General features: G+C 66.6%; 14 protein-coding genes. 1 reads left to right on the top strand and 13 read right to left on the bottom strand.

The window, feature by feature from the left end; genetic code table 11:
* Positions 1 to 52 precede the first annotated feature (52 nt).
* From O7R11_RS00380 to O7R11_RS00340, 9 genes are all read right to left on the bottom strand, one after another.
* Positions 53 to 3,178 carry a type ISP restriction/modification enzyme gene (locus O7R11_RS00380; RefSeq protein ID WP_337995491.1) on the bottom strand — a complete coding sequence of 1,042 codons (3,126 nt, stop codon included), beginning with the start codon at positions 3,176 to 3,178 and terminating at the stop codon, positions 53 to 55.
* 48 nt (positions 3,179 to 3,226) lie between these two features.
* A complete protein-coding gene (gene ssb / locus O7R11_RS00375; protein WP_337995490.1) occupies positions 3,227 to 3,706 on the bottom strand; it encodes a single-stranded DNA-binding protein in 480 nt (159 codons plus the stop codon).
* A gap of 118 nt (positions 3,707 to 3,824) precedes the next feature.
* On the bottom strand, positions 3,825 to 4,928 hold the full coding sequence (locus O7R11_RS00370; RefSeq protein ID WP_420792959.1) for a branched-chain amino acid ABC transporter substrate-binding protein: 1,104 nt from the start codon (positions 4,926 to 4,928) through the stop codon (positions 3,825 to 3,827).
* Between the two features lie 199 nt (positions 4,929 to 5,127).
* Entirely contained in the window at positions 5,128 to 6,225 is a 1,098-nt protein-coding gene (locus O7R11_RS00365) for a branched-chain amino acid ABC transporter substrate-binding protein (RefSeq protein ID WP_337995488.1), read from the bottom strand.
* Positions 6,226 to 6,338: 113 nt separating this feature from the next.
* The gene (locus O7R11_RS00360; RefSeq protein WP_337995487.1) at positions 6,339 to 6,704 is read right to left on the bottom strand and encodes a DUF6867 family protein; all 366 of its coding nucleotides are present in this window, start codon (positions 6,702 to 6,704) and stop codon (positions 6,339 to 6,341) included.
* On the bottom strand, positions 6,701 to 7,411 hold the full coding sequence (locus O7R11_RS00355) for an ABC transporter ATP-binding protein (protein ID WP_337995486.1): 711 nt from the start codon (positions 7,409 to 7,411) through the stop codon (positions 6,701 to 6,703). Before O7R11_RS00355 ends, O7R11_RS00360 begins: the two co-directional genes overlap by 4 nt.
* Entirely contained in the window at positions 7,404 to 8,249 is an 846-nt protein-coding gene (locus O7R11_RS00350) for an ABC transporter ATP-binding protein (RefSeq protein ID WP_337995485.1), read from the bottom strand. Before O7R11_RS00350 ends, O7R11_RS00355 begins: the two co-directional genes overlap by 8 nt.
* Complete coding sequence (gene livM, locus O7R11_RS00345; protein WP_420792958.1) at positions 8,246 to 9,589, bottom strand: high-affinity branched-chain amino acid ABC transporter permease LivM; 1,344 nt, start codon at positions 9,587 to 9,589, stop codon at positions 8,246 to 8,248. Before livM ends, O7R11_RS00350 begins: the two co-directional genes overlap by 4 nt.
* A 4-nt stretch (positions 9,590 to 9,593) precedes the next feature.
* Positions 9,594 to 10,508 carry an ABC transporter permease subunit gene (locus O7R11_RS00340; protein WP_337995484.1) on the bottom strand — a complete coding sequence of 305 codons (915 nt, stop codon included), beginning with the start codon at positions 10,506 to 10,508 and terminating at the stop codon, positions 9,594 to 9,596.
* Positions 10,509 to 10,843: 335 nt separating this feature from the next.
* Between O7R11_RS00340 and uvrA the strand changes: the two genes are divergently transcribed.
* Positions 10,844 to 13,708 carry an excinuclease ABC subunit UvrA gene (gene uvrA / locus O7R11_RS00335; RefSeq protein WP_337995483.1) on the top strand — a complete coding sequence of 955 codons (2,865 nt, stop codon included), beginning with the start codon at positions 10,844 to 10,846 and terminating at the stop codon, positions 13,706 to 13,708.
* 160 nt (positions 13,709 to 13,868) lie between these two features.
* On the opposite strand, the gene O7R11_RS00330 is transcribed toward uvrA, so the two are convergent.
* From O7R11_RS00330 to O7R11_RS00315, 4 genes are all read right to left on the bottom strand, one after another.
* Positions 13,869 to 14,516, bottom strand: a complete 648-nt coding sequence (locus O7R11_RS00330; protein ID WP_337995482.1) for a redoxin domain-containing protein — start codon at positions 14,514 to 14,516, stop codon at positions 13,869 to 13,871.
* An 18-nt stretch (positions 14,517 to 14,534) separates the two neighbouring features.
* The gene (locus tag O7R11_RS00325; protein ID WP_337995481.1) at positions 14,535 to 16,640 is read right to left on the bottom strand and encodes a protein-disulfide reductase DsbD family protein; all 2,106 of its coding nucleotides are present in this window, start codon (positions 16,638 to 16,640) and stop codon (positions 14,535 to 14,537) included.
* Between the two features lie 111 nt (positions 16,641 to 16,751).
* Positions 16,752 to 17,174, bottom strand: coding sequence for a DUF4170 domain-containing protein (locus tag O7R11_RS00320; protein WP_337995480.1), 423 nt, complete (start codon positions 17,172 to 17,174; stop codon positions 16,752 to 16,754).
* On the bottom strand, positions 17,171 to 17,650 hold the full coding sequence (locus O7R11_RS00315; protein ID WP_337995479.1) for a rhodanese-like domain-containing protein: 480 nt from the start codon (positions 17,648 to 17,650) through the stop codon (positions 17,171 to 17,173). Before O7R11_RS00315 ends, O7R11_RS00320 begins: the two co-directional genes overlap by 4 nt.
* Positions 17,651 to 17,728: the final 78 nt, after the last annotated feature.

Below are 17,728 nucleotides of genomic sequence, written 5' to 3'. Positions count from 1 at the left end.
GGCCGCGGATTTCCGCGGCCCTTTTTTTTGCGGACTCGCCCGGACGACCGCCTCACGAATCTTCCTTGTCCCCGCCCAACGTCATGGCGATCGTTTCCATGATCCTCCGGGTTTCGCACAGAACCTTGATGATGCGCTGATAGTGCTTGATGGTGTCGAAGGACAGAGCCCGTCCCTTGCGGTCCTTCAGCCATTTCTGCGCCGGTTGATACCCGCCGATGAAGAAGGACCATGCCGAATCCGGCACATCGGCGAAAAACTGGGTCTTGTTGATCCGCACCTTGCCGTCGTCGAAACGAACGTCGCCCACCATGCCGTCGCCCTCCCCCCGGAAAGGATAAGGCGCGGGGCCGACGGCCTGCGGTTCCATCAGGTGCAAGCGGCGCAGCTGCCCGCCCTTTTCCGCCACATCCCAGAATTCGGCGGGCGAAGCGGGCCAGGGGATTCTGGGGAAATCGCGGCGCAGGAACTCCGCATAGGCTTCACGGTAAGCCGGACAGTGCAGCACGCCGTAGACATAGTCGAAGACCTGCACCTCGTCCGGCGCGCCACGCCCGGGATTTGCGGCAAGGCGCTTGATCTTCTCGAATATCTTGGGGTCGAAATTGACGCGGCGGGTTTTATCCAGGTCCTGCCCGGACGGATAGAGGTAGAGCGGCATGCAATAATCCTGGCCGCGGTTGCCGAGATAGAATGTACCGTGATTGCAGGCCACATTCGACACGCCGGCAAAGGAAAAATAATCGCGCACCGTCTGGCGATTCACGATAAGGGATATATTCGAGCGCCCCACGATGTGGCTCATGATTTCGCGACGGGGGTAAGACACGAATCCCTTGGTCTTGCCCGAGTAATATAAGTAACGAATATCGAAAGGCTTATACAAGAATGGAACGATGTTCCCATTGCCGTTGAGAACATCTTCCTTGGCGGATCGGATGCTCCAGTCCCTTCCGTCCGGCGGAAGACCGAATTTCGATCGTATCTCCGCCTCATCGAGGCGCTTGAAATCCTCGATGACGGAGATGAGAGCTTCTTTCCCTTCCGACACGCAGATGCCATCCCGTTTGGTCTGAATCCCCGAACTATAGGAGAGAAACAGGCCGTTCACGGGAAAACCGTCGTCATAGGCAATCTTCCCGTCCGCATTCCGCGGCTTGAAGAGGAACAGCGGCGCCTCGGCCCCGATCGCCGAAAAACCGTCCCCGAGGGCGGAATCCTCCAACCCCCTGTATTTGTGCGCGCGCTCCCCGGATATCTCGCCGTACAGCACCTCCGCGAGGCGATCTCGCTGCACCTTGCGGGCAGACATTACGACGATGGCGACGCCCTGCGTGATGTCGAATACGTTTTCATCCTTCCCGGATTCGGAGGATTCACTCCTGATGTCGCCATGCAGATTCAGAATGTAAATCTTATCGAATGTTTGCCGCAGATGCTTCCGCATCTGTCTATGGGTGACTCCATCGAGGAATGAATTGTTCGTGATCATGGCGACGATGCCGCTATCGTTCTTTTCAATGAGAGATTCGGCAAATCTCAGGAATTTGATATAATCATCGTCGAGGTTTAACTTCTTTTCCGACAGCCCTTCCTTATATGCACGGATTTTGTTTTTGATCCATACACCGGTGTTCGTGCTGCTTTTGTTATAGGGCGGGTTGCCGATCACGCACATGATCGGCATGTCGCGCTTGATCGCATTGGCCTGTTTGACTTCGTTGGAAAGCCACTGGGCGAACGGCAGGGTCTGGTCGGCGGGTTCCCCCTCTTCCAGGCTGTTGGTCAGGTACACCGACAGGCGCGGCGGCGCAGCCGTCGGACGATATCCCATCTCCTTCAAAATCAATTCGAGCTTCATGTGACACATGGCATAAGACGCCATGAGAATCTCGAATCCGTGCAATCGCGGGATTAGATCGCGCTCGACATAGGCCGACCACATGCCCTCCGCGACATCCTTCACCCGAGGCGCAATCTGCTTGACGACTTCAGCCAGGAAGGTGCCCGTCCCCGTCGCCGGATCGAGTATCTGGACGCGGTGCACCTCCTTCCTGATCGAAAGCGGCTTGCCCTTCTTGTCGGTTTGCCCGGTGTCCCAGTCGATCACGACCTTGGAGGTGTCGGCCAGGCCGTCTTCCAGGCCGAATTCGCTCCGCAACACCCGGTCCACCGCGCGGACGATGAAATTCACCACGGGTTCCGGGGTGTACCAGACCCCCCGCGCCTTCCGCTTGGCCGGGTTGTAGGCGGCAAGGAAGCTTTCGTAAAAATGCAGGAAGGGGTCGTTGCGGCCGGTCAACTTGCCGAAGTCGTTCATCAACCCGGCCACATCCGCAGCCTGGAACACATCGGCCAGGTCGTCGATGATCCACTTGATGCGGTCGTCGAGGCCGGCCCCCGCGATGTAGCCGAACAGGCTGCGCAGGAACGGATTGGTTCTGGGCAGGAGTTCCAAGGCCTCCTGGCGGCTGAAGCTTTCCAGCGTGACATCGTGCAGACGCGCGGCGAACATGCCGTAGGCGATGGTCTCGGCATAGATGTCGGCGAAGTCTTCCGGCGTGATGTCGTGAATCAGGTGCTCGCGGAACGCCTCGTACTGTCCCCCGAGGTCGGAGAGCAGCCCACCGTCCTCGCGCAGGACCTTGAACAGCACATCCTTGATCAGCGCCGCCTTGCCCGCCATCATTTCCGCCAGGGTGCGCGACGAAGTGATCGTCTGAGGCTTTTGCGCAACGAACTCGCGCAGAAGATTCTCCAGAACCGGGAATTCGTCGGGACGCGGGCGAATTCCCATCAGGCGGTCGGCGATGGCGACCGAAGCGACGCGCTCGCCCGCGCGATAGAAATCCCAATCCAGGCAGTTGGTGTAGATCAGGTTCGGCAGGGCCTTGAGATAGCGCTGCTGCTGATCCTCGTTCGCATCCTTCATCGCCCGCAGGTCGATGCCGATGTCCTTCGCCTCGGCATGGCCGACGACGATCCCGCCCCTCTGGACGATGAAATCGGGCGCGCCGCACTTCACCCGCTTGGGTTCGTTCAGCGCGACGACGCCGTCTTCCAGGGCGTTGAACAGCGCCTCCAGGGCGGGGCGATAGGAATGCTCCGTCGCCACGCCGGTCTTGTGGACGGCCTGCACCTTCGAGAGAAAATCCGCAACGAGAGCCACGTCGGTCACCGTTCCGGTCCGGCATTCACCCTGAACGAGACCGGACCACGCCTTGCCTTAGAACGGGATGTCGTCGTCGAGGGCCGAGGAGGGCGGCGCGTCCCAGCCGCCGCCGCCGCCGCTCTGGCGCGGTGCGGGGGAGGAGAAGCCGTCGCCGCTGCCCGCGGAGTCGCCGCCGCGGTCGCGCGCGCCGTCGAGCATGGTGAGTTCGCCGCGGAAGCGGCCGAGGACGATTTCCGTGGTGTATTTCTCGGTGCCCGACTGATCGGTCCACTTGCGGGTCTGGAGGCTGCCCTCGACGTAGACCTTGGAGCCCTTCTTCAGGTACTTCTCCGCCACCTGGGCGAGGTTCTCGTTGAAGATCACCACGCGGTGCCATTCCGTGCGTTCCTGCCGCTGGCCGGACTGGCGGTCGTTCCAGCTTTCCGAGGTGGCGATGTTGAGGTTCACCACCTTGCCGCCGTTCGACATGCTGCGCACTTCCGGGTCGCGGCCCAGGTTGCCGATGAGAATGACTTTGTTGACCGATCCGGCCATGTGGTTTCCCCTTTCCTATGCGCGTGGTCGTTCGAGGCCGTAGCCTAGTGCATTAACCGCCGACAGGAAAGCCCCCGAGAGGGTCCCCGGGGGCTTTCCCGCATGGTGCGCGCACCGCCTACTTCGCGTAGTCGAAGGTGCCGCCGTTCCACTCGTAGAACACGTAGCCCGGCGCCTTGGGGTCGCCGTTCTTGTCGAACTCGATCATGCCGAGCAGGGTGTCGAACTTGCCCGCGTGCAGCGCCTTGTTGAGGTCCTTCGCCTTGACGCTCTTGGCCATGGCCGCGGCCTGGGCGAACGCCTGAACCGTGGCGTAGCTGTTGAGGGTGTAGCCCTCGGGCTCGAAGCCGGAGGCGCGGAAGGCCTCGACGATCTTCTTGTTCTTCGCGTCCTTGCGCGGATCGGGGGTGAAGGTGAACAGCGTGCCGTCCGCCGCCTTGCCCGCGATCTGGCCGAATTCCGAGGTGGCGAGGCCGTCGCCGCTGACCATGCGGGGGTGATAGCCCTGCTCCGCCGCCTGGCGCATGATCAGGCCGCCCTCGGTGTGGTAGCCGCCGAGGTAGACCACCTCGACTCCCAGGTTCTTCATCTTGGTCACCAGGGCGGAGTAGTCCTTCTCGCCCGCGGTGTAGGCTTCGTAGAGGGTTTCCTTGATCCCCATCTTGTTCAGGCCGGCCTTGGTGGCGTCCGCCAGGCCCTTGCCGTAGCCGGTCTTGTCGTGGAGGATGGCGACCTTCTTGCCCTTGAATTTCTTCGCGATCATCGCGGCGGCGACCGGGCCCTGCTGGTCGTCGCGGCCGCAGACGCGGTAGATGTTGGCGAAGCCCTGCTCGGTCAGCTTCGGATTGGTCGAGCTGAACGACATCATCACGATGCCTTCGTCCTGGTACACCGCCGAGGCCGGAATCGACGAGCCGGAGCAGAAGTGCCCGGCGACGAACGCCACGCCGTGGTTGGCGAACTGGTTCGCCACGGAGACCGCCTGCTTCGGGTCGCAGGCGTCGTCGCCGACTTCCAGCTTCAGCTTCTGGCCGAGCACGCCGCCCTTGGCGTTGATGTCCTTGACCGCCTGCGCGGCGCCCTGGAACACCTGCTCGCCGAAGTTCGCATAGCCGCCGGTGCGCGGCCCCGCGACGCCGATCAGGATGTCCGCACGGGCGGCCCCCGAGCCCAGCGCCGCGAGCGCGACGCCGACGTATAAAGCCTTCTTCAACATGCGCATTACCTCCATGGGGGATGGCCCCGGGTTCCTTTCTTGCCTGCAAACCTAGTGTCGCGGCACGAAATTTCAAAGATGTGTTTTCCGGCGGTATTTTAAATAACACACCCCGACATGGAGAAAACCCCCGGGCGTTCCGGCGCCTCCGAGGATCGGAGGAACCGGCGCGCCGCAGGGGTTTCCGTTCAAACGGCTATGCCGCTTACTTCACGTAGTCGAAGGTGCCGTTCTTCCACTCGTAGAAGGTGAAGCCCGGAGCCATCAGGTCGCCCTTCTTGTCGAAGCCGAAGTCGCCGAGCACGGTCTTGAACTTCATGCCGTGCAGCTTCTTGTTGACCTCGGCGGGCTTGGTGCTCTTCGCCGCTTCGACGGCCTGCGCGTAGGCCTGCATCGCGGCGTAGGTGTAGAGGGTGTAGCCTTCCGGCTCGTAACCGCCGGCGCGGATCGCCTCGACCAGCTTCTTGTTGGCCGGGTTCTTGCGCGGATCGGGGTTGAACGAGAACAGCACGCCGTCGCCCGCCTTGCCCGCGATCGCCGCGAACTCGGAGGTGCCGAGCGCGTCGCCGCCGACCATGGTGGCCTTCAGGCCCTGCTCATACGCCTGACGGATGATCAGGCCGCCCTCGGCATGGTAGCCGCCGAGGAAGATCACGCCGATGTTGGCCTGCTTCAGCTTGGTCACCAGGGCGGAATAGTCCTTCTCGCCCGCGGTGTAGGCCTCGTACATGGTCTCCTTGACGCCGAGCTCGTTGAGCTTCTTCTTCATCTCGTCGGCGAGGCCCTTGCCGTAGGCGGTCTTGTCGTGGAGGATCGCGACGTTCTTGCCCTTGAACTTCTTGAAGATCAGCTCGGCGGCGGTCGGGCCCTGCTGGTCGTCACGGCCGCAGACGCGGTAGACGTTGGCGAAGCCCTGCTCGGTCAGCTTCGGGTTGGTCGAACCCCAGGAGATCTGGATGATGCCCTCTTCCTGGTACACCGCGGAAGCCGGGATCGAGGAACCGGAGCAATAGTGGCCGTTGACGAACTTCACGCCCTTGTTGGCGAACTGGTTCGCCACCGCGACCGCCTGCTTCGGGTCGCAGGCGTCGTCGCCGACTTCCAGCTTCAGCTTCTGGCCGAGGACGCCGCCCTTGGCGTTGATGTCCTTGACCGCCTGTTCGGCGCCCTTCAAGCCCTGCTCGCCGAAGGAGGCGTAGGGACCGGTCATCGGACCGGCGACGCCGACGACGATATCGGCCTTGGCGATGCCCGCGCCCAAAGCCAGAATCGCAACGCCCGCGCACAAAGTCGTTTTCAACATCTTGGTAAACTCCTTAACCGGTTATCGCCATGTGAGAGTCTCTGTCCACCCGTACGCTTCTTCTTGTCGCGGGCCTCAGAATGGATGCCCGCACGCCGGAGCCGTTTCGCTCCTTAATGGGTTTCCTCGGCCACTGCGTGGCGGCGTTCCCGCCAGTCGAAGGGGCCGCTGCGCTCGTAGAGCCAGGGGTACTGCGCAACCATCTTGAAGGCCTCCTTCTCGCGGTGCGAGGCGAAGCCCACCAGAACCAGATACACCGAACCGATCAGCCAGCCGGAAACCGAAAGCAACTGCCCGCCGAACAGCGAAAACACGAAAAAGCGATTCGCCAGGCCGAGCAGCAGGCAATACGGCACCACCTGCCGGCGCGGACGCCAGGTGTTGGCGATGGCGCGCCCGGTCATGAAGGAGATCCACCCCATCATGATGCAGGTGAAGCCGATGAACACCGTCAGACTGGACCCCAGTGCCGCAATCATGCGTGGCCTCCTTCCAGATAGGCGGCGCGGATTTCCGGATTGTCCAGAAGCTCCTTGCCGGTGCCGCTCATGGTGATCACGCCGTTGACCATGACATAGCCGCGGTGCGCCAGTTTCAAGGCGTGGAAGGCGTTCTGTTCCACCAGGAACACCGTCACCCCCGCCTGGTTGATCTTCTTGATGATGTCGAAGATCTGGCGCACCACCAGCGGCGCAAGACCGAGGGAGGGCTCGTCGAGAAGCAGCAGGCGCGGCTTGCTCATCAGCGCGCGGCCGATCGCCAGCATCTGCTGTTCGCCGCCCGAGAGCGTGCCGCCGCGCTGGGTGCGGCGCTCCTCGAGGCGCGGGAACAGGTCGAAGACCATGCGCACGTCTTCGTCGAAGGTGGAGCCGTCGGTGCACAGCGCGCCCATCTGTAGGTTTTCGAACACCGTCATGCGGGCGAAGATGCGGCGGCCCTCCGGCGACTGGGCGATGCCCAGGCGCACGATCTCGTGGGTCGGCACGCGGGTGAGGTCGCGCCCTTCGTAGAGGATGCGGCCGTGGCGCGCCTTGGGCTTGCCGAACACCGTCATCAGGAGGGTGGACTTGCCCGCGCCGTTGGCGCCGATCAGGGTGACGATCTCGCCCTGCTTGATCTCCAGATCGACGCCCTTGAGCGCCTCGATCTGGCCGTAGAAGGTGTGGACGCCCTGAATCTTAAGCATCTGCGCCCTCCCCGTCTTCCGCTTCGCCCAGGTAGGCGCGGATCACCGTCGGGTCGTTGCGCACGAAGGCCGGATCGCCGTCGGAAATCTTCCGGCCGTGGTCCAGCACCACGATGTGGTCGGAGATTCCCATCACCACGCTCATGTCATGTTCGATCAAAAGAATGCCGATCCCCTGCTCGTCGCGGATCGACAGCAGCAGCTCGTTGAGCTCCAGGGATTCGCGCGGGTTGAGGCCCGCCGCCGGCTCGTCGAGGCAGAGCAGGCAGGGGGCGATGCACATCGCGCGGGCGATCTCCAGGCGGCGCTGGTCGCCGTAGGGCAGATTGCCCGCCTCCCAGTCGGCGCGCGCGGTGAGGTTCACCCGGTCGAGCCAGAACTTCGCCTTCTCCACCGCCGCCTTTTCCGCGACGCGGTAGCGGGCGAGCCCCAACAGCCCCGCGAGGGCGAAGACCGAGGCCTTCATCAGCCGGTTGTGCTGCGCGATGATGAGGTTTTCGAGAACCGTCATCTTGGGGAACAGGCGGATGTTCTGGAAGGTGCGGCCGACATCGGCGACCTGCGCGATGCGGAAGCCCTCCATGCGCTCCAGGTAGTATTCCCCCTTGTCCGGATGGCACAGCCGCAGCCGCCCCACCGTGGGTTTGTAGAACCCGGTCAGGCAGTTGAACACCGTGGTCTTGCCCGCCCCGTTGGGGCCGATGATCGAGGTGATCTCGTGGACGCGCGCGGTGAACGAAAGGTCGTCGATGGCGAGCAGGCCACCGAAGCGCATGGTCAGGTGTTCGACGTCGAGAAGCGCGTCGTCCGCCGTCTGAATCATCGTCGCGGCGCTCATCGGGCGGCCTCCGGTTTCTTGCTCTTGCCCACCGGGTGCAGCCGGATGGTCGGTTCGCGGTGGCCCATCACGCCGGTCGGCTTGACCACCATGATCGCCACCATCGCCGCCCCGAACAGGAACATGCGGTACTGCTCGAACTCGCGGAACCACTCCGGCAGCACCACCAGGGCGAACGCCGCCAGCACCACGCCGAGCTGCGACCCCATGCCGCCGAGCACGACGATGGCGAGGATGATCGCGGACTCCATGAAGGTGAAGCTCTCCGGGCTGACGAAGCCCTGGCGCGTGGCGAAGAACGCCCCGGCGAAGCCCGCGAACATCGCGCCGAGCGCAAATGCCGAGAGCTTGACGTTGGTCGGGTTGATGCCGAGCGAGCGGCAGGCGATCTCGTCCTCGCGCAGCGCCTCCCAGGCGCGTCCCGTCGGCAGCTTGCGCATCCGCAGGGTGAACAGGTTGGTGATCGCCGCGAGCGCCAGGATGAGGAAGTAGAGGAACACCACGCGGTGCATCGAGGAGTATTCGATGCCCAGAAGGTCGGAGAAGGTGGTCACGCCTTCCGGCGCGGAGCGGGAGAACGGCGCGCCGAAGAAGCTCGGCCGCGGAATCCCGGAAACCCCGTCCGGACCCTTGGTGAAGTCCACCCAGTTCATCAGGATGACGCGGATGATCTCGCCGAAGCCGAGGGTCACGATCGCCAGGTAGTCGCCGCGCAGGCGCAGCACCGGGAAGCCCAGCATCAGGCCGAACATCGCGGCGAAGGTTCCGGCCAGCGGCAGGCACACCCAGAACGACCACCCCGCCTGGGTCGAGATCAGGGCGTAGGTGTAGGCCCCCACCGCATAGAACGCGACGTAGCCGAGATCCAACAGGCCGGCGAGGCCGACCACGATGTTCAGCCCCCAGCCGAGCATCACGTAGATCAGGAAGGTGGTGCCGATATCCACCACGTAGCGGTTGGAGAACGGCAGGAACGGCAGCACCACCGCAAGCGCGAACCCGGCGAAGCCGATCGCCTTCATGTGGCTGTTGCCCCAGGCGGCCAGCGACGCCTTGGCGTCTCCGGCGGCGGTATGCGCGGTTGCGCGCTGCGCCTTCGCGGCGCTGCGCAGCCGCCACAGCGAAACCAGCACCCGCCCGGCGGCGACCGCGCCGACCATGGCGAGCATCAGGGGCCAGCGGGTAACCAGGGTCAGCGCGGTGCCGACGCTGTCGCTTTTGAGGCCGATGAAGGGAACCGCCAGGACCAGCGCCACCACGGCGGTGAGCAGCGTGTCGCGCGCGATCACGCTGACGGCGGACGCAGAAGCGGCCTTGTGTGAGGTGGTCATCTCGCTCATCGCCTCACACCTTCTCGATTTCCGGTTTGCCGAGCAGGCCGGTGGGCCGGAAGATAAGCACCAGGACAAGGATGGAGAAAGCCGCCACATCTTTGTATTCGATGGTGAAATAGGCCGACCAGAAGGCCTCGATGAGGCCGATCAGGATGCCCCCCAGCATCGCGCCCGGCAGCGAGCCGATGCCCCCCAGCACCGCCGCGGTGAACGCCTTCATCCCGGCGAGGAAGCCGATGTAGAAGTCCACCACGCCGTAGTAGAGCGTCACCATCACCCCCGCCACCGCGGCGAGCGCCGCGCCGAGGACGAAGGTGGTGGAGATGGTGCGGTCCACGTTCACCCCGACCAGCGCCGCCATCGTGCTGTCCTGCTCGCAGGCGCGCTGCTGGCGGCCGAGCGGGGTCTTGTCGATCAGATAGCTGAAGCCGACCATCAGCGCCGTGGTCAGGATCATGATGAAGATCTGCAGCGTCGAGAGCCGCACCGTGAAGCCGTTCTGCTCCATCACCGTGAAGCCGCCGGAGATGATCGGCGCCAGCGCCTTGACGCGCGCGCCCTGGGTCAGCTGCACGTAGTTCTGCAGGGCGATCGACATGCCGATCGCCGAGATCAACGCCGCCAGCCGCGGCGCGCCGCGCAACGGCCGGTAGGCGATGCGCTCGATGCTCCAGCCGTAGATCGAGGTGAACAGCATCGACGACAGCAGCATCACCAGCAGAACCAGCGGAATGTAGCTCAGCCCCAGCGCCGACAGCACGAGGTAGGTCACGACGGAGACGAACGCGCCCAGCATGTAGATTTCGCCATGGGCGAAATTGATCATGCCGATGATCCCGTAAACCATGGTGTAGCCGATCGCGATCAGCCCGTAGATCGCGCCGAGCGTCAGCCCATTGATGAGTTGTTGGAAAAAATAAGCCAAATCGAAACGGCCCCTGAAGATGATCCGGAGTTTCCCGCGCATGTCCCGGTCGCGTCGCTGATTCCGGCCCTCCCCGAGCCGTCAGCGACCTTCACGCCCCCCGGCGATTTCGACCTCAAACATGCGCGTTACCCCTAGCAAGTCAAGCGGCTTTGCGCAAGCCTTGATCAGACGCTTGGCGCGGCGGGGGCGACATCCTATTTTTTGAGCAACGGGTTGGCCGAAAGCTAGGCAACGCTGCCCCGGGACGCCCCCGCCTTGACGCGGACGGAGTCCTCCTTGCATGTTATGAGCCAATGGCTTTCCCGCCTTTTGATGATGGTTGCAAAAACTCCATGACCCACGAACACGCCCCCCGCAGCGAAACCCCGGTTCTTTCGGTCCGCGGCGCGCGGGAACACAACCTGCGCAACGTTTCCGTCGATATCCCGAAGAATCGGCTGGTGGTGATCACCGGCCTGTCGGGATCGGGGAAGTCGTCGCTCGCCTTCGACACCATCTACGCCGAGGGGCAGCGCCGCTATGTGGAGAGCCTCTCCGCCTATGCGCGGCAGTTCCTCGAAATGATGCAAAAGCCGGACGTGGACGCCATCGACGGCCTCTCCCCCGCCATCTCCATCGAGCAGAAGACCACCTCGCGCAATCCGCGCTCCATCGTCGGCACAGTGACCGAAATCTACGACTACATGCGCCTCCTCTGGGCGCGCATCGGGGTGCCGCACTCCCCCGCCACCGGCCTGCCGATCGAAAGCCAGACCGTCTCGCAGATGGTGGACCGCATCATGGCGCTGCCCGAAGGCACGCGGCTCTACCTGCTCGCCCCGGTGGTGCGCGGCCGCAAGGGCGAATACAAGAAGGAACTCCGCGACTTCCAGGCGCGCGGCTTCCAGCGGGTGAAGATCGACGGCACGCTCACCGCGATCGAGGAGGCCCCGGCGCTGGACAAGAAGTTCAAGCACGACATCGAGGTGGTGGTGGACCGCGTGGTGGTGCGCGAAGGGCTGGAAAGCCGCCTCGCCGCCTCGCTGGAAACCGTGCTCGAACTCGCCGACGGCCTCGCCTTCGCCGAGGACGCGGAAACCGGCGAGCGCCACACCTTCTCCGCCAAGTTCGCCTGCCCGGTCTCCGGCTTCACCATCGACGAGATCGAGCCGCGCCTGTTCTCCTTCAACAACCCGTTCGGCGCCTGTCCGGCGTGCGACGGCCTCGGCGTGCGGATGTCGATCGACCCGCAACTGGTGGTGCCCGACCCGTCGCGCTCGCTGGCCGACGGCGCCATCGCGCCGTGGATGGGCACCTCGTCGCAATACCTGACGCAGGCGCTCGCGGCGGTGTGCGCCGGCTTCCACGCCGACGTGCGCCTGCCTTTCCGCAATCTGCCGCAGGAGGCGAAGGACGCCATCCTCCACGGCACCGGCAAGACGCCGATCCGCCTGGTGCTGGAGGACGGCAAGAGCCGCTACGAGAGCAACAAACCGTTCGAGGGGGTGATCCCCAACCTCGAACGCCGCTTCCACGAGACGGACTCCGCCTGGATCCGCGAGGACATCGCCAAGTACCAGACCAGCTCCCCCTGCGAGGCCTGCCACGGCGACCGCCTGAAGCCCGAGGCCCTGGCGGTGAAGATCGACGGCAGGAACATCGCGGAGGTGACGCAGCTCTCCATCGGCGAGGCGCTGGTGTGGTTCCACGGCCTGGAAACCCGCCTGCCGGAAAAGAGCCGCGAGATCGGCCGCCGCATCCTCAAGGAGATCGACGAGCGCCTGCGCTTCCTCGCCAACGTCGGCTTGAGCTATCTGTCGCTGTCGCGCACCTCGGGCACCCTCTCCGGCGGCGAGAGCCAGCGCATCCGCCTCGCCAGCCAGATCGGCTCCGGCCTCAGCGGCGTGCTCTACGTGCTCGACGAGCCCTCCATCGGCCTGCACCAGCGCGACAACGACCGCCTGCTCGGCACGCTCAAACGCCTGCGCGACCTCGGCAACACAGTGATCGTGGTGGAACACGACGAGGACGCCATCCGCACCGCCGACTACGTCATCGACATGGGTCCCGGCGCGGGCGCGCTGGGCGGCACCGTGGTCGCCGAGGGCACCCCGGAGGCGGTGATGGCCGAACCGAAAAGCCTCACCGGCCAGTACCTCACCGGGGTGCGGCAGGTTCCCCTGCCCGCACAGCGCCGCCGCGGCAGCGGGCTTTTCCTCGGCATCCGCGGCGCGCGCGGCAACAACCTGAAGGGCATCGACGTGGACATCCCGCTCGGCACCTTCACCTGCGTCACCGGGGTTTCCGGCGGCGGCAAGTCCACCCTGATCCTCGAAACCCTCTACAAGGCGGTAGCCCGGCAGTTGAACGGCGCGCGCGACCTGCCGCTTGCCCACGACGAGATCACCGGACTCGCCGCGATCGACAAGATCGTCGATATCGACCAGTCGCCGATCGGCCGCACGCCGCGCTCCAACCCCGCCACCTATACCGGCGCGTTCACCCCGATCCGCGACTGGTTCGCCGCCCTGCCCGAGGCGCAGGCGCGCGGCTACAAGCCCGGGCGCTTCTCGTTCAACGTCAAGGGCGGGCGCTGCGAGGCGTGCCAGGGCGACGGCCTGATCAAGATCGAGATGCACTTCCTGCCCGACGTCTACGTGCAGTGCGACGTCTGCAAGGGCAAGCGCTACAACCGCGAGACGCTGGACATCCGCTTCAAGGGCAAGACCATCGCCGACGTGCTCGACATGACGGTGGACGAGGGCGTGGAGTTCTTCAAGGCGGTGCCCGCGATCCGCGACAAGCTGGAGCTGCTGCAACGCGTCGGCCTGGGCTACATCCACCTCGGCCAGCAGGCCACCACGCTGTCCGGCGGCGAGGCCCAGCGCGTCAAGCTCTCCAAGGAACTGGCGCGGCGCGCCACCGGGCGCACCCTCTACATCCTCGACGAGCCGACCACCGGCCTGCACTTCGAAGACGTGAAAAAGCTGCTGGAAGTGCTGCACGCCCTGGTCGAGACCGGCAACACCGTGGTGGTGATCGAGCACAACCTCGAGGTCATCAAGACCGCCGACTGGATCATCGACCTCGGCCCCGAAGGCGGCGACGGCGGCGGCGAGGTCGTCGCCACCGGCACGCCGGAAGACATCGTCGCATCGAAAAAGGGCTACACCGCCCCCTACCTCGCCACCGCGCTCAAACCGCGCGCGGCGGAGTAGCGCCGCAAAGAAAAAACTTCGCGAGGGAACTCGGTCCCCTCGCGCACCCCATAACTTGTTCGTTTTGCGCGCAGCGCCATAGAGCCATCACGCGGCGCGGCGAAAAAAGCAAGGGGGGGGGCCGGAGGGACCGAGTCCCTCCGGAAAGTTTCAGCGTTTTTCAGCTCGCGTACTTCACCGAGCAGCCGTAGGGACGCGTCACCGGCGTGGCCACCGGCCTGCCCTGCACCACCGCCTGCATCGCGTCGCGGAACAGCGGCTTGGCCTTCGGCACGTCGGAAACGCTGGTGGAGGCGATGCTGTCGATGCCGCCCATGTAGCGCAGCACCCCCTCGCGGTCGATGACGAACATGTGCGGCGTCGTCACCGCGCCGTAGAGGCGGCCGAGGTCGCCCTTGGGGTCGAGCAGCACCCCGGCGGGCGTTGCGCCGCGGCTTGCGCTCAGGCGGTTGGCCTCGGCGGCGTTCACATGGCCCTGCTGCCCCGGCGCGGAAGAGATCACCGACAGCCACACCACGTCTTCCCCGGCCGCCTGCTTCTGCAGGGACTGCATGTTGCCGGAGGTGTAGTGTTTGATCGTGAAGGGGCAATCGGCGTTGGTCCATTCCAGCACCACCACCTTGCCGCGCAGGTCGGCGAGGCGGCGCATCGTGCCGTTGGCGTCGGCCAGCGCGAAGGCGGGCGCGGGCCGGTCGATCTGCGGCGCGGCAAGCGCCGGAAGCGCGGCGGCGCAGGCGAACAGCAGCGCGCCGCCCGCGAGCACGGCGCGGCGGCGGAAGCGGGAGGAAAGAAAAGCGGAAGACTGCATGCGCGACCTCCTGTTCGGTCAATTCGGGGAACCCGGCGCGCCCGCAAGCGCGTCGAGCATCGCGGTTTCGGTGAGCAGCGGCGGCAGCACCCTGGGGTCGCCGCCCGGCGGGTAGAAGGCATAGAACGGCACGCCGTCGCGGCCGAAGCCGCGCAGGAACGCGGTGATCGCCGGGTCGCGGCGGGTCCAGTCGCCCTTCAGGTAGACGATGCCGCCCGTCTTGAAGGCGGCGCGCACCGCCCCGGTGGAGAGGGCGACGCGTTCGTTGACCAGGCAGCTCAGGCACCAGTCGGCGGTCATGTTGACGAACACCGGGGCGTCCCGGGCGCGCAGGTCCGCCAGGCGGGCGGCGGAGAACGGCTCGCTCTCCGCCGCCGCGGCCGCGCCCTGCGGCGCTCCGGCATCGACGCGCGGCAGCAGCGCCAGCGCCGCGGCCAGCGCCAGCGTGGCGGCCAAGGCGGCGCGGCGGGAGCCGCCGCTCCGCTGGGCGAGCCCGAGCAGCCAGGCGGCCAAGGCGACGAGAAGCGCCCCCGCCAGCCCGAAGGGCAGCCCCTCGCCGCCGGTCTGGCGCGCCAGCACCCAGACCAGCCATGCCGCCGAGGCGTACATCGGGAAGGCGAGCGCCTCGCGCAGGCGCAGCATCCACGGCCCCGGCCGCGGCAGGCGGCGGGAGAGCGCGGGGAGGAGCGCCAGCGCGGCATAGGGCGCGGCGAGGCCGAGGCCGAGGGCGAGGAACACCGCAAGGCAGGCGAGCGGCGGCAAGGCGAGCGCCGCGCCGAGGGCGACGCCCATGAACGGCGCGGTGCACGGCGTCGCCACCACCACGGCGAGCAGCCCGGTGAAGAAGCTGCCCGCATGCCCGCCGCCCGCGGCGGTCCCGGCGAAGCCCGGCATCCGCACCTCGAACACGCCGGAGAGGTTGAGGCCGACGGCGAGCATCAGCCAGGCCATGGCGGCGATGAAGGGCGGCGACTGGAACTGGAAGCCCCAGCCCACCGCCGCGCCGCCCGCGCGCAGGGCGAGCAGCACCCCGGCCAGCGCGGCGAAGGCGGAGAGGATGCCGAGGGTGTAGAACGCCGCCGAGAGGCGCACCTCGCGCAGTTCGCCGCCGGAGAGCCTGGCCACCGCCGCGGCCTTCATCGCCAGCACCGGGAAGACGCAGGGCATGAGGTTGAGGATCAGCCCGCCGAGCAGCGCGAACAGCACGGCGCGCCACAGCGGCGGCGGCGGAGCGCCGGGGACCGCGGTGAGCGGCGCGACGGAAAACCAGCGGACGCCGCCGCCGCCGTCGGTGAGGACGAGCAGGCCGGAGACCGCCTGCCCCGGCGCGTAGGCCGGGCCGCGGGAAAGCGCGAGGGAAAGCCGCCCCGCCGATGCGGCGGCGCGCGGCGGCGCGGCATAGTCGAGCACGCCCCAGGAATCGGGGAAGAAGTCGGCGCTGCGCACGCTCTCGGCGGAGAGCCCCGCCCCGGCCAGCGCGAGGGCAAGGCCCCCGTCCCCGGCCCGCAGCTCCGCCCGCCACGGCAGCGGCTGCGGCATGCGCGCGTCCGCGGCGGCGAATGCGGCGGCGACATCGCCCCCCGCCGGGCGCGGCGCGGCGGCGACCGGCAGGTCGAGGCCGAAGCGCCCTTCCTCGGGGATGCATTCCTCGGCGCAGACCAGCCAGCGCGCCTCCGCCGAGACCGCGAAGCGGCCGCCGGGGCGCGCCGTATCGGGCACCCGCACGGTGACCGGCAGCACGATCTCGTCGCGGTAGCCGAAGCTCACCGCCGGGCCGGAGACGATGCGCTCCGGCCCCGGCCAGGCGATCCCGCCCGCGCTTGCGCCTTCGGGCAGCGCGAGGCGGATTTCCGAGGGCTCCCCGGCGTCGCCCGGATTCTTCCAGTAGGTGTGCCAGTGCGGCGTCAGGCGCTGCCGCAGGCCGAGGCGCACGCTGCCGCCGGGCGCGACCGCGTCCGCATCCGCCACCAGGGTGACGGTGGCGCGCGGGCTGACCGCGGGCGCGCTTTCGGCGGCGAGCCCGGCACCGGGCAGAAGCGCGGTCAGGGCAAGCGCCGCCAGCCGGAAGAACCGGGGGGCGGAGAAGAAGGCTCGAAGTCGGCGGGGCGGAAACGTCCGGCGCATGCCACCTCCCGGATGGGACGCGGCGCGTCCCGCAACCTGCGAACGAGACGCATTATATGGGAGGCCCCGCCGGGGGCGTGCAAGACGGCGGCGTGAATCCGTGCGCCGCCCTCAGGCGGAAACCCGCGCGGTGAAGGCGGAAAGCTCCGCAACGCTCACCACGTCGTAGCGGTGCAGGCAGGAATCCACGGTGGAGGCGGTCTTGGCCCGCCACTGCGCCAGCGCATCGGCGGGGGTGAACGGCCCGAAGACCTCCAGCGCGCGGCCCGGCGCAAGACGGGCGAAGCCGGTGTCGGCGTACTCGCCGCCCACCACATAGGCCGGGTCGGCGGCGTCCCGCTCCTCCACCACGTAGCGCACCATGGCGTTGTCCACGGTCTTGCCGGTGAGTTCCCGCCACAGGGCGTGGGCCTCGGCCTCGGTCAGCGGGCCGCGGCAGTCCAGGGCTGCGCCCGGCGCCGGGCGTTCGAACGCGGTATCCGCGTATTCGCCCCCCACCACATAGAAACAGCGCTTCCCCGTCTTGGCGGTCATCGGTCGTTCTCCTCCGGCAATGGGGTGGTGGGCAGCCCGGCGGCGCGCCAGGCCTTCAACCCGCCCCGCATCAGGGCGACGTTGCACATGCCGTTGCTCTGCATCAGCTTCGCGGCCAGGGTGGCGCGGTCGATCGCGGTGTCGAAAACGATCACCTCGGCGGTGCGCAGCTCCTGGAACCTGCGGTGCGCCGCCATCTCGCGCAGCCTCGCCGGAACCTGCTCCAGCGGCAGCACCAGCGCGCCGGTGATGGTGTGGGGATCGCGCCTCTTGTGCACGGGCTTGCGGGTGTCCCAGACCAGCGGGTCCTCGCCCGCGGCGATCAGCTCCTGCACCTGGACGGGTTCGAGAATGCGGCCCTTCCAGCGGTCGCGCCGCCAGGCGTAGATCGCCGCCCAGATCGCCACGCCCAGGCACCCCGCCGCCACCCAGAACTGCTGGGTGGAAAGAATTCGGTCGAACAACGCCGCGTCCATGTCGCCCCCGCGATTGCATCTCCGCCCGATGGAGTACCGCACGGCCTCTGCCGACGCAAGCCTGGACAGTGCGGGCAA

This window comes from Oleispirillum naphthae (assembly GCA_027864655.1).
In the GTDB taxonomy this organism is placed as follows: Bacteria; Pseudomonadota; Alphaproteobacteria; order Rhodospirillales; family Rhodospirillaceae; genus Oleispirillum; species Oleispirillum naphthae.
The sequence above is the reverse complement of the archived record's forward strand: the minus strand, read 5'-3'. Positions and strand labels throughout refer to the sequence as shown.

Excerpts from the sequence above, each read along its gene's own strand:
- ssb (WP_337995490.1), bottom strand. The coding sequence starts at position 3,706 with ATGGCCGGATCGGTCAACAAAGTCATTCTCATCGGCAACCTGGGCCGC.
- O7R11_RS00370 (WP_420792959.1), bottom strand. The coding sequence starts at position 4,928 with ATGCGCATGTTGAAGAAGGCTTTATACGTCGGCGTCGCGCTCGCGGCG.
- O7R11_RS00365 (WP_337995488.1), bottom strand. The coding sequence starts at position 6,225 with ATGTTGAAAACGACTTTGTGCGCGGGCGTTGCGATTCTGGCTTTGGGC.
- O7R11_RS00360 (WP_337995487.1), bottom strand. The coding sequence starts at position 6,704 with ATGATTGCGGCACTGGGGTCCAGTCTGACGGTGTTCATCGGCTTCACC.
- O7R11_RS00355 (WP_337995486.1), bottom strand. The coding sequence starts at position 7,411 with ATGCTTAAGATTCAGGGCGTCCACACCTTCTACGGCCAGATCGAGGCG.
- O7R11_RS00350 (WP_337995485.1), bottom strand. The coding sequence starts at position 8,249 with ATGAGCGCCGCGACGATGATTCAGACGGCGGACGACGCGCTTCTCGAC.
- livM (WP_420792958.1), bottom strand. The coding sequence starts at position 9,589 with ATGAGCGAGATGACCACCTCACACAAGGCCGCTTCTGCGTCCGCCGTC.
- uvrA (WP_337995483.1), top strand. The coding sequence starts at position 10,844 with ATGACCCACGAACACGCCCCCCGCAGCGAAACCCCGGTTCTTTCGGTC.
- O7R11_RS00330 (WP_337995482.1), bottom strand. The coding sequence starts at position 14,516 with ATGCAGTCTTCCGCTTTTCTTTCCTCCCGCTTCCGCCGCCGCGCCGTG.
- O7R11_RS00325 (WP_337995481.1), bottom strand. The coding sequence starts at position 16,640 with ATGCGCCGGACGTTTCCGCCCCGCCGACTTCGAGCCTTCTTCTCCGCC.
- O7R11_RS00320 (WP_337995480.1), bottom strand. The coding sequence starts at position 17,174 with ATGACCGCCAAGACGGGGAAGCGCTGTTTCTATGTGGTGGGGGGCGAA.
- O7R11_RS00315 (WP_337995479.1), bottom strand. The coding sequence starts at position 17,650 with ATGGACGCGGCGTTGTTCGACCGAATTCTTTCCACCCAGCAGTTCTGG.